This is a genomic window from Salipiger marinus (assembly GCF_035481585.1).
Taxonomy (GTDB): domain Bacteria; phylum Pseudomonadota; class Alphaproteobacteria; order Rhodobacterales; family Rhodobacteraceae; genus Salipiger; species Salipiger marinus.
This window is the reverse complement of the sequence record NZ_JAYKSL010000006.1, coordinates 76,851-88,280: the sequence shown is the minus strand read 5'-3', so window position 1 is coordinate 88,280 and position 11,430 is coordinate 76,851. Positions and strand designations below refer to the sequence as shown.

Sequence of the window (11,430 nt, the reverse complement as noted above, 5' to 3'; positions counted from 1 at the left end):
GGGGAATCGGAGCAGGATGCAAGGCCCGGTCGCGTCGCGGGGGCGGCGAGCAGGGGAGAAAGGGGGCTCTGCCCCCGTCGCCTCTGGCGACTCCCCCGGGATATTTTTACCAAGAAGAACGGGGGGCGGAGGTCAGCGGCGGGCTGTAACCCGCGCGCGGATCTGCGCCTCCACCCGGTCGAGCAGCACGGCATTGTCGAAGCGCGTCTCGGCGGTGGCGCGGGCGGCGCGGGCGAGGGCGCTGCGGTCGGGCATGTCCAGCAGGCGGGCCAGCCGGTCGGCGAAGGCGTCTTCGTCGCGTTCGGCCACCATGAAGCCATTCTCGCCTTCGGTGATCGCCTCGGGGATGCCGGCATGGCGGGTGGAGACCGGGATGCAGCCTGCGGCCATCGCCTCCTGAATGGCGGTGGGCAGGCCTTCGGTATTGCCGTTGCGGTCGGTCACCGAATGCTGGAGGAAAATCTCTGTCGTGGCGAGATGGGCGCGCACCGCGTCATGCGGCAGCGCGCCGGTGAAGGTGACGCGGCCCGCCATGCCCAGTTCGGCGGCAAGCCTGCGGCAGCTGTCGAGCAGCGGGCCGTCGCCCACGAAGGTCAGGTGGCCGGGCCGGTCGGCGGCGGCGCGGGCAAAGGCGCGCAGGGTGATCTGCGGCGCCTTCTTCTCGACCATGCGGCCCACGGCGAGGCAGGATCCGGGGATCTTGGCCTCGGGCGCGAAGCGGCGGATGTCGACCCCCGACGGGATGACATGGGCGTTGGGATGGCTGACCCCGTGGCGGGCGAGATTGTCGAGCAGGAACTGCGAGACGGCGAAGATGCCGTCGAGCCGGGGCATCATCCGGCGATAGGCGCGCACCCGCTGCCGCGATCCCAGCGCGCGGCTGGCATCGGTGCCGCGGAAATAGCTGAAGACCGGCAGGCCAAGCTCGGTCGCGAGTTTGGCCACCACCAGCGCCTGCGTGCCGAATTCGGCAAGGATCACCTCGACCTGCTGGGCACGGAGCCAGTCCACCAGCGCGCGGCGGTTGTCGCCGAAGGGCAGCCGCCCGGTGCCTTCGGTGGCGGCGTTCCAGCCCATGGCGAAGGGCGCGCGCAGCTTGTCCGCCGCCGAAAGCCGGGCGCGGCGTTCAAAGACCGGCTTGTCGAGCGGGTTCTGCCCGTCGAACCTGCCGCAGAGCACGCAGGTCTGCCCGCCGAACAGGTGTTCGATATGGCGGTTGATGAAGGTCTCGCCCGGGACGAAGTAATCCGAGGTGACGATGCAGGTCTTCATGGCCTTCTCCGGCGGTGGCGGCGCGGTCTTCATGCCCGCGCGGCGGGGGCTGTGCAAGCCTGCGGGGGCCGCGAGCCTACCGCACGGGGTCGCGCGGGGGGTGCGCACCCTGCGCCGGGGCGGGTGGAAGAGGGCCCCCGGCGAAGCTCTGGCCTGCGTCCGGCGGACGAGGTCTAAAAACGACATTTTGTCGGTATTGAACCTTCAGGCGGCGGCTTTGCGGTTGTGCTGCGGGGCGCAGTCTGACATGAGCCTGCGATGTCATCGGCAAAAGTTTGCCGAAGCGCGGATCCGCCGGCGCGGGTCTGCAGTCGACGCGGGCCGCGCGGCGGTCCCGGGGCATGGTGCAGAAGGTTCCAGAAAATCGGGAACCGATGCCGCACCCGGCGGAGTTTCGCTTATGGCGAGGCACCGCATCGCCCAAGCAACGAGGAACAGATGGAGGTCACGCGCATGAGTGATACCACGGACGATCAGGGCATTCCGGCTCCGGAAGGCGCCTCCCAGATCATCGACACCGATTACGAGATCGGTCAGGACAATTACGAAGGCAAGTTCGGCCCCTTCGGGCTGGACATCCACAACCCGGTGTTTCTGATTTCCGGCATCGCGGTGGTTCTTTTTGTCTTCTACACGCTGGCGCTGCCCGAACAGTCGGGCGCGGCCTTCAACTGGATGTTCGCATTCGCCACGAAGACCTTTGACTGGTTCTTCCTGGCGGCGGCGAACGTGTTCGTCATCTTCTGTCTGGTGCTGATCGTGTCGCCTCTGGGCAAGGTCCGGCTGGGCGGCGCGGAGGCAAGCCCCGATTACAGCTATCTGGGCTGGTTCGCGATGCTGTTCGCCGCAGGCATGGGCATCGGTCTCATGTTCTTCGGCGTGCTGGAGCCGGTCTATCACATGGCGGTGTCAGAGCCGCTTGGCGTGCCCTCGCCCTTTGCCGAGGATGGCAGCCTGATCCCGGAAAACGTCGCTGCTGCCAAGACAATGGGGCTCGCCGCGACGATCTTCCACTGGGGCCTGCATCCTTGGGCGATCTATGCCGTGGTGGCGCTGGCGCTGGCGCTGTTTTCCTACAACAAGGGCCTGCCGCTGACCACCCGCTCGGCCTTCTATCCGATCCTTGGCGAACGGGTCTGGGGCTGGTGGGGCCATGTCATCGACGTGCTGGCGGTGTTTGCCACGCTCTTCGGTCTGGCCACCTCGCTGGGTCTGGGCGCGTCGCAGGTCAATGCCGGTCTGAACCACGTCTTCGGCCTGCCCATGGGGCCGCTGCAGCAGGTGGCGATCATTTCCGGCATCACCGCGGTGGCGCTGGTGTCGGTGCTGCGCGGCCTTGATGGCGGCGTGAAGGTGCTGTCGGAGATCAACATGGGGATGGCGACGCTGCTGCTGCTCTTCGTGCTGATCGCGGGGCCGACCCTGCTGATCCTGTCGGATTTCGCGCTGGGTCTGGGCGCCTATCTGAAGGAGATCGTGCCGCTGTCGAACCCGGTGGGCCGCGAGGATGACAGCTTCGTGCAGGGCTGGACCGCCTTCTACTGGGCGTGGTGGATCAGCTGGTCGCCGTTCGTGGGCATGTTCATCGCCCGCGTGTCGCGCGGCCGCACCGTGCGCGAATTCCTGACCTGCGTGCTGATCATCCCGAGCCTTGTCTGCGTGCTGTGGATGGCGGTGTTCGGGGGCGTCGCCATCGATCAGGTGCTGAGCGATCCGGCCACCTCGCAGGTCAAGGCGCAGGTGATCGACAGCTACAACCCGCCGCTGTCGCTGTTCGCGATGCTGGAGGGCCTGCCGCTGTCGCAGATCACCTCGGTGCTGGCGGTGCTGCTGGTGATCCTGTTCTTCGTCACCTCGTCGGATTCCGGCTCGCTGGTGATCGACACCATCACCGCCGGGGGCAAGATCGACGCGCCCCTGCCGCAGCGGGTGTTCTGGTGCGTCTTCGAAGGCGCCGTGGCCATCGTGCTGCTGCTGTCGGCGGGCGGTCTGGGATCGCTGCAATCCATGGTGATCTCCACCGGGCTGCCGTTCACGCTGGTGCTGCTGGTGATGTGCTTCGCGATCTGGAAGGGTTTGCAGGCGGAACGCCGTATCTGATCCGAAGCCAGGAAAGATCAGGCGGCGCGGTCCTGCGGGGCCGCGCCGTTTTCCGTTCCCGAAGGGCTGCGAAAGCCCGGGCTTGCGGCGGGGCGGCTGCGGAATCTCCGCGCCGTCTTGACCCGCGCGCCTGTCGCGGCTTTGCTGCGCGAAACATGCCGGAAAGGGTCAGAGATGCTGGATCTCACACATGTGCGGGCGCAGTTCCCCGCGTTTTCAGAACCGACCCTGCAGGGTCAGGCGTTTTTTGAGAATGCGGGCGGCTCTTACACCTGCCGCCCGGTGATCGACCGGCTGACGCGCTTTTACACGCAGCGCAAGGTGCAGCCCTATGCGCCCTATGCCGCCTCCGAGGCGGGCGGGGCCGAGATGGACGAGGCGCGCAGCCGGCTGGCGCGGCTGATGAACGTGGCGCCCGACGAGCTGAGCTTCGGCCCCTCCACCACCGCGAACACCTATGTGCTGGCGCAGGCCTTCCGCCGCTTCATGCGCCCCGGCGAGGTGATCATCGTCACCGATCAGGATCACGAGGCCAATTCCGGCCCGTGGCGGCGGCTGGCGGAGGAGGGCATCAAGATCCGCGAATGGCGGATGAACCCGCGCACCGGCCATCTGGATCCCGCCGATCTGGAGGCGCTTCTGGATGACGACGTGCGGCTGGTCTGTTTCCCGCACTGTTCCAACGTGGTGGCAGAGATCAACCCGGTGGCCGAGATCACCGCGCTTGCCCATGCGGCGGGGGCCTTCACCTGTGTAGACGGGGTCAGCTATGCGCCGCATGGACTGCCCGACATGGATGCGCTTGGCGCCGACATTTACCTGTTTTCCGCCTACAAGACCTATGGCCCGCATCAGGGGCTGATGCTGATCCGCCGCGCGCTGGCCGAGGCGCTGCCCAATCAGGGGCACAGCTTCAACGGCGGCAGCCTGTACAAACGCTTTACCCCCGCCGGGCCCGATCACGCGCAGGTCGCGGCCTGTGCCGGGATCGCCGATTATATCGAGGGGCTCGCCGCCCATCATGGCGTGTCGGCTGCCGAGGTGTCGGGGCTGATGCGCGCGCAGGAAATCGCGCTGAGCGGGCCGCTGCTGGACTATCTGGCGGGGCGCAACGATCTGCGGCTGCTGGGACCGGCGCAGGCAGAAGGGCGCGCGCCCACTTTCGCGCTGGCGCTGGACCGGCCCGGCGCCGAGCTGGCGGCGGCGCTGGCGCCGCATGGCATCATGGCGGGGGGCGGCGATTTTTACGCGGTGCGCGCGCTGCAGGCGCTGGGGGTCGATCCGGCGCGCGGCGTGCTGCGGCTGTCCTTCACGCATTACACCAGCGAGGCGGAAATTTCTCAGCTGATTTCGGCGCTTGACGCCGTTCTTTGATCCAGCGGACCGGGGCCTGCGTAGGCCCTGACGCAGGCCATCGGAGAGTTTGAACATGAGCGAGCAGTCCCCCGTCATCGTCTGGATCCGCCGGGATCTGCGGCTTTCGGACCACGCGGCGCTGGCGGCGGCGGTGGCGCGCGGCGGGCCGGTGATCCCGGTCTTCCTGCGCGACCACACGGTGGACGGCCTGGGAACCGCGCCCAAATGGCGGCTTGACCAAGGGCTGCGGGTCTTTGCCAAGGCGCTGGAGGAGAAAGGATCGCGGCTGATCCTGCGGGCGGGCCCCGCGCGCGAGGTGATCCCGGCGCTGGTGGCCGCAACCGGGGCGCGCGCCGTCTACTGGATGCGCGCCTATGACCCGGCCTCGGTGGAGCGCGACACCGACGTGAAATCCGCCCTCAAGGAGGCCGGGATCGAGGCGCGCAGCTTTGCCGGGCATCTGCTGTTCGAGCCATGGGATGTGGAGACCCAGCAGGGCGGCTATTACAAGGTTTACAGCCCGATGTGGCGCGCGGTGAAGGACCGCGAGGTGCCCGAGCCAGCAGCTGCCCCCGCGCATCTGCCCGCGCCCGCGACCTGGCCCGACAGCGCGGCGCTGGACGACTGGCAGCTTGGCGCCGCCATGAACCGGGGTGCCGCCGTGCTGGCGAAACATGTCCAGCCCGGAGAGGCGGCGGCGCAGGCCAAGCTTGGCCAGTTCGCCGCGCATCGCATCGACGCCTACAAGCAGGACCGCGATCTTCTGGCCGAGGACGCGACCTCGGGCATGTCCGAATATCTGAGCCTTGGCGAGATCAGCCCGGCGCGGCTCTGGCATGTCGGGCTGCGCGCCATGGCCGAGGGCAAGGCGGGGGCGGAGCATTTCCTCAAGGAACTGGTCTGGCGCGAGTTCTCCTATCACCTGATGTGGCACACGCCCCGGCTGCTGACCGACAACTGGCGCGAGGAATGGGGCGGCTTTCCGTGGCGCACCGACCGCCGCCTGCGCGAGGTGACGGCATGGCAGCAGGCGCGCACCGGCATGGCCGTGGTCGATGCGGCGCTGCGCGAGATGTATGTGACCGGGCGGATGCACAACCGCGCCCGGATGATCGTGGCGAGCTACCTGACCAAGCACATGATGATCCATTGGAAAATTGGGCTCGACTGGTTCGAGGACTGTCTGGTGGACTGGGATCCGGCCTCCAACGCGCTGGGGTGGCAGTGGGTGGCAGGATCGGGGCCCGATGCCGCGCCCTATTTCCGCGTCTTCAACCCCGAGACGCAGCAGAAGAAATTCGACCCCGACAACGCCTATCTGAAACGCTGGCTGGCCGAGGGGCAGCGCACCCCGCCACAGACCGCGCTGGATTATTTCGAGGCGGTGCCGCGATCCTGGGGCCTGTCGCCGCAGGATCCCTATCCCCGGCCCATCGTCGGCACTGACGAGGGGCGGCAGGCGGCGCTGCACGCCTACGAGACCCGCGAGTTCTAGACCCGTGCGGGGGCGCCGCCGCCCCGTGCCGCGCCCGCCCTTGCAGAGCGGCCCCGTGCCGCGTTAGCTGGCCCCATGTTCCGCAGCCAGAGGCCGTTTGTCCGCCATGACCACCGCCGCACGTCTGATCGCCGCGCTCTGCCTTGCGGCGCTGGGGTATCTTGGCTCTGAAGAGGTCAAGACCCTGATGCCGGAGGGCACGGGGTTCGGCTATTTCACATGGGTGACTATGGGTCTGGGCTGGCTCTGCGGCTGGCTGATCCTTGGGCCGCGCGCCGGGCGGGGGGTGGCAAGCACGCAGTCCCATGCGCTGACCGCCACCGCCGCGCTGGTGCTGCTGGCGCTTCTGGTTCAGGCCACCAACGAGATGGTGCGCCTTGCCATGCGGCACCGCTATGACGGCCCGATGGAGGCGTTTTCCGCCATCTTCGAAATCGCGCTGGAATTTGGCGGCCATCTGCTGGATGCGGAGTTCTTTCTGCTCATGCTGGGGGGCGCGGTCGTGACCGGTCTGCTGGTCGAACTGGCCGCCCGCCACTGGAGGTAATCCTTGCCCGACATCTTTCTTCACGGGGCGCTGACCCATGCGCCGCTGCTCTGCCATGTGCTGGGCCGACCGGCCGATCTGCGGCCCGCCGATCTTCCCGATCATTCCCTGCGCTGGTCGGGCGATCCCGCCGACCTGCCGCTGCTGAGCCCCGATCCCGGCGCCACTGCCCCCGGCGCGCGGCTTGCGGCCAGCGCCGAGGATGTGGCGCGGCTGTGCTTCTATCTGGCCAAGGACAAGCTGGACGACCTGCGCCTGAGCGACGGCAGGCAGGCGCTGGCATGGGTGGCACCGTCGACGGCGCCGCATTGGGACGCGGCGGCATGGGGTGCGCGCTGGGGCGATCTGGCCACAGCCGCCACGCGCGCGGTCATGGCGCAGCCCGCCGACAGCGATCCCGCGCGCATCGCCGGGCTGCGCCCGTTCTTGACGGCGCGGGCATGGGCGCAGGTGCTGGGCCAGCAGACCGCGCCCGCCACGCTGCGCGGCGATCCGGGGCGCGACGCGGTAGAGATCGTGGCGGACCATCCCGGGCATGAAGGCTTTTTCCGGCTGCGCCGCTTCGATCTGCGCCACCGCCGGTTTGACGGCACATGGTCCCCTCCCATGGGGCGCGAGGCCTTCATCGCCTATGATGCCGCGCTGATCCTGCCCTATGATCCGGTCACCGACTGCGTGCTGCTGATCGAACAGTTGCGTTACGGGCCCGTGATGCGCGGTGACAGCCGCCCGTGGATGCTGGAGCCGGTGGCGGGGCTGGTGGATGCGGGCGAAGACCCCGCCGCCTGTGCGCTGCGCGAGGCGCGCGAGGAGGCGGGGCTGGACCTGGCCCATGCCGAACCCATGCTGAAGGTCTATGCCTCGCCCGGTTATAGCACGGAATATTTCCATTGTTTTCTGGGGGTTTGCGACCTTTCCCGCCATGCCACGGGCCTGGGTGGCCTGGCCGAGGAACACGAGGATATCCGCAGCCATGTGATCCCCTTCGATCAGGCCATGGCGCTGGTCGACAGCGGCGAGATCAACGCGGCGCCCTTGGCGACCATGCTCCTGTGGCTGGCCCGGGCGCGGCCCCGGCTTCGCGCCGCTGCCTGACCGCGGGCGCTTGAGTTCGGGCCCGGCGCGCCCTACACCTTGAACTGATTATGAGGAACGGGAGATGTCCATGCGTGTGGCACAGGATCTGGCTCAGGCGGTCGGCAACACGCCGCTCATCCGGCTGAAGAAAGCCAGCGAGATGACGGGATGCACCATCCTTGGCAAGGCGGAGTTCATGAATCCGGGCCAGTCGGTCAAGGACCGCGCCGCGCTCTGGATCATCCGCGACGCGGTCGAACGCGGCCTGCTGGAACCGGGCGGCACCATCGTCGAGGGCACGGCGGGCAATACCGGCATCGGGCTGGCGCTGGTTGGCGCCTCCATGGGGTTCCGCACCGTGATCGTCATTCCTGAAACCCAGAGTCAGGAAAAGAAGGACATGCTGCGGCTTGCGGGCGCCGAACTTGTGCAGGTGCCTGCCGCCCCCTATCGCAATCCCAACAACTATGTCCGCTATTCCGGGCGGCTGGCCGAAGAGCTGGCCAAGACCGAAAAGCATGGCGCGATCTGGGCCAACCAGTTCGACAACGTCGCGAACCGGCTCGCCCATATCGAAGGCACCGGCCCCGAGATCTGGGACCAGACCGGCGGCAAGGTCGATGGCTTTGTCTGCGCGGTGGGGTCGGGCGGCACGCTGGCAGGGGTCGGCATGGCGCTGCAGCCCAAGGGCGTGAAGGTCGGCCTCGCCGATCCGATGGGGGCCGCACTTTACAGCTATTACACCACCGGAGAGCTGAAATCCGAAGGCGAGTCGATCACCGAGGGCATCGGACAGGGGCGCATCACCGCCAACCTTGAAGGCTTCACCCCGGATTTCGCCTGTCAGGTGCCCGACGAAGAAGCGCTGCCCATCGTGTTCGACCTGCTCTCCGAAGAGGGGCTGTGCCTTGGCGGCTCGTCCGGGATCAACGTCGCGGGGGCCATCCGCATGGCGCAGGAGATGGGGCCGGGCCATACCATCGTCACCATCCTGTGCGACTACGGCAACCGCTACCAGTCGAAGCTGTTCAACCCTGATTTCCTGCAGGCGCGCAACCTGCCGGTGCCGTCATGGCTTGACCGCGCCCCTGCCTCCATTCCGGGTGTGTTCGAGGACGCATGAGCCTGATCCTTCGCCGTTGTCTGGGGGGGCTGGCAGCGCTGGTGCTGCTTGCAGGTGTGGCCTTCGCGCAGAGCGAGGATCTGGATTATGGCGCGTGGGATGAGGTGGCGACCCGCGCCGAACAGGTGCTGGGCGACAATGACGCCACCGACAGCGCGCTCGAAGGGCTGCGCCAGTCCGTGGTGGACTGGCGCGAACGGTTCCTGAGCGGGCAGGGCATCAACGCCCCCCGCATCGACACGCTGCAGGCGCAGATCGATGCGCTGGGGCCGGTGCCCGCCGAGGGCGAGACCGAACCCGAGGACATCGCCACCCGCCGCGAAAACCTGAACGCGCAGCTGGCAGAACTGCAGGCGCCGGGGCTGCGCGCGCAGGAAGCCTATACCCGCGCCGATGGCATCATCCGCCAGATCGACACGATGATCCGGACCCGCCAGACCGACGCGCTGCTGACGCTGGGGCCGACCCCGCTCAACCCGCAGCTCTGGCCTGCGGCGCTCGAAGAGGTGCTGTCCGCCGGAAGCTCGCTTTTTGACGAGATCCGGCGCGATCTGGCTTCGGAGGTGAAACTGGCGGAGGCGCGGGAAAGCCTGCCGCTGATCCTGCTGCTGCTGGCGCTGGCGGGACTTCTGGTGATCCGCGGCCCGCGCGTGATGCGGGGCTTTGGCGAAAGGCTGCGCGCCAGCACCCGGAGGGGCACAGGCGTCTGGCGGTTCTTCGTGTCGCTGGGCGGCATCCTTGTGCCGCTGGCCGGGGTTATGTTGCTGGTGGCGGCGGTGCAGACCTCGGATCTGCCGGGGACGCAGGGCAGCGAACTGCTGCAGATGCTGCCCGCATGGACCTTCCTGCTGCTGTATATCCGCTGGCTGGCCGAGCAGAGTTTCAACCGCGATCCGGAGGTGGCCACCGTGCCGCTGGCCGACCGGCAGCGCACCGAGGCATGGCTTTACGCCTCGGTTCTGGCGGTGCTTTTCGTGCTGCGCGACGTGGGCGAAACGCTGGGAGAGCTTTACAACTTCACCACCGCCACCATGGCGGTGCTGGATTTCCCGGTGCTGCTGCTCTGTGCGCTGATGCTGTTCCGGCTGGGCCATATCCTGACCCTGCTGCGCGAACCGCAGGCCGAAGGCGAAGAGACCCCGCCGCCGAGCCTGCGCCAGCAGGTGGCGCGGCTGCTGGGGCGGGCCGCGATGCTGCTGGCGCTGGCGGGTCCGGTCATGGCGGCCATCGGCTATAACGCCGTGGGCGACGCGATGGTCTATCCGGCCATCCAGACGCTGGCGCTGCTGGCGCTGGTGCTGGTGCTGCAGCGCTTCGTCAACGACGTCTACACGCTGGTCAGCGGCAAGCGCGCCGAGGACAGCGACAGTCTGGTGCCGGTGCTCGCGGGCTTTGCGCTGATGCTGCTGGCCCTGCCGGGCCTTGCGCTGATCTGGGGGGCGCGGACCGCCGACCTGCTGGAGATCTGGACGCGCTTCCGCGAAGGTTTCGTACTGGGCGACACCCGGATTTCGCCCACCAGCTTCCTGACCATGGTGGCGGTGTTCGGGGTGGGGTTCCTTGCCACCCGGCTCCTGCAGGGCGGGCTGCGCAGTTCGGTGCTGCCGCGCACCCGGCTGGATCTGGGCGGGCAGAATGCCGTCGTCTCGGGGCTGGGCTATGTCGGGATCTTCATCGCCGCCGTCATCGCCATCACCGCCGCCGGGATCGACCTGTCGTCGCTGGCCATCGTGGCGGGGGCGCTGTCGGTGGGCATCGGTTTTGGCCTGCAGAACATCGTGTCCAATTTCGTCTCCGGCATCATCCTGCTGATCGAACGGCCCATCAGTCAGGGCGACTGGATCGAGGTCGGCGGCAACATGGGCATCGTCAAGGACATCTCTGTCCGCTCCACCCGGATCGAGACCTTCGACCGCACCGATGTGATCGTGCCCAATTCGGATTTTGTCTCTGGCACCGTCACCAACTACACCCGGGGCAATGTGGTGGGGCGGGTCTTTGCCACCGTGGGCGTGGCCTATGGCACCGACACCCGCAAGGTGGAGCAGATCCTGCGCCGCATCGCGCGGGAGCATGACATGGTGCTGATGAATCCCGAACCTTCGGTGGTGCTTGCGCGCTTCGGCCCCGACGGGCTGGAATTCGAGATCCGCGCCATCATCCGTGACGTGGGCGAAAAGCTGAACGTGCTCAGCGATTTCAACCACATGATCGCGCAGCGCTTCACCGAGGAAGGCATCGAGATCCCGTTTGCGCAGCGCGACATCTGGCTGCGCAATCCCGAAACGCTGTATGATCGCGCGCGGGCCACGCCGCCCGCGCCTGCCACGCAGGATCCCGAACCCACCGCCGCTGCCGCCACCGCGCCGCAGGGATCCGGGCGGGATCCCTCTGCCGGGATTTCGGAGACGCATTTTGTCGGCCCCGAAGATGGTGGCGACGGACGCTGAGAAAGGACTG

The 11,430-nt window shown here is 67.8% G+C and carries 8 protein-coding genes; 7 read left to right on the top strand and 1 reads right to left on the bottom strand.

Annotated elements, in window-relative coordinates; translation table 11 throughout:
- Positions 1–132: 132 nt before the first annotated feature.
- Positions 133–1,272, bottom strand: coding sequence for a glycosyltransferase (locus VK682_RS09860; protein ID WP_230794343.1), 1,140 nt, complete (start codon positions 1,270–1,272; stop codon positions 133–135).
- Between the two features lie 453 nt (positions 1,273–1,725).
- On the opposite strand from VK682_RS09860, the gene VK682_RS09855 reads away from it, so the two are divergent.
- The 7 genes from VK682_RS09855 (at position 1,726) to VK682_RS09825 (ending at position 11,420) form a co-directional block, all read left to right on the top strand.
- On the top strand, positions 1,726–3,372 hold the full coding sequence (locus tag VK682_RS09855; RefSeq protein WP_230794344.1) for a BCCT family transporter: 1,647 nt from the start codon (positions 1,726–1,728) through the stop codon (positions 3,370–3,372).
- A gap of 174 nt (positions 3,373–3,546) precedes the next feature.
- A complete protein-coding gene (locus tag VK682_RS09850; RefSeq protein ID WP_230794345.1) occupies positions 3,547–4,746 on the top strand; it encodes an aminotransferase class V-fold PLP-dependent enzyme in 1,200 nt (399 codons plus the stop codon).
- Between the two features lie 55 nt (positions 4,747–4,801).
- Entirely contained in the window at positions 4,802–6,223 is a 1,422-nt protein-coding gene (locus tag VK682_RS09845) for a cryptochrome/photolyase family protein (RefSeq protein ID WP_324781738.1), read from the top strand.
- A 106-nt stretch (positions 6,224–6,329) separates the two neighbouring features.
- Positions 6,330–6,770, top strand: a complete 441-nt coding sequence (locus VK682_RS09840) for a TrgA family protein (RefSeq protein ID WP_230794347.1) — start codon at positions 6,330–6,332, stop codon at positions 6,768–6,770.
- Between the two features lie 3 nt (positions 6,771–6,773).
- Positions 6,774–7,865, top strand: coding sequence for an NUDIX domain-containing protein (locus VK682_RS09835; protein WP_324781737.1), 1,092 nt, complete (start codon positions 6,774–6,776; stop codon positions 7,863–7,865).
- Between the two features lie 70 nt (positions 7,866–7,935).
- Positions 7,936–8,970, top strand: a complete 1,035-nt coding sequence (locus tag VK682_RS09830; RefSeq protein ID WP_089847435.1) for a cysteine synthase A — start codon at positions 7,936–7,938, stop codon at positions 8,968–8,970.
- Positions 8,967–11,420 carry a DUF3772 domain-containing protein gene (locus VK682_RS09825; RefSeq protein WP_324781736.1) on the top strand — a complete coding sequence of 818 codons (2,454 nt, stop codon included), beginning with the start codon at positions 8,967–8,969 and terminating at the stop codon, positions 11,418–11,420. The genes VK682_RS09830 and VK682_RS09825 overlap by 4 nt, the downstream gene beginning before the upstream one ends.
- Positions 11,421–11,430: the final 10 nt, after the last annotated feature.

Coding starts and splice junctions, on each gene's coding strand:
- VK682_RS09860 (WP_230794343.1), bottom strand. CDS start 1,272: ATGAAGACCTGCATCGTCACCTCGGATTACTTCGTCCCGGGCGAGACC.
- VK682_RS09855 (WP_230794344.1), top strand. CDS start 1,726: ATGAGTGATACCACGGACGATCAGGGCATTCCGGCTCCGGAAGGCGCC.
- VK682_RS09850 (WP_230794345.1), top strand. CDS start 3,547: ATGCTGGATCTCACACATGTGCGGGCGCAGTTCCCCGCGTTTTCAGAA.
- VK682_RS09845 (WP_324781738.1), top strand. CDS start 4,802: ATGAGCGAGCAGTCCCCCGTCATCGTCTGGATCCGCCGGGATCTGCGG.
- VK682_RS09840 (WP_230794347.1), top strand. CDS start 6,330: ATGACCACCGCCGCACGTCTGATCGCCGCGCTCTGCCTTGCGGCGCTG.
- VK682_RS09830 (WP_089847435.1), top strand. CDS start 7,936: ATGCGTGTGGCACAGGATCTGGCTCAGGCGGTCGGCAACACGCCGCTC.
- VK682_RS09825 (WP_324781736.1), top strand. CDS start 8,967: ATGAGCCTGATCCTTCGCCGTTGTCTGGGGGGGCTGGCAGCGCTGGTG.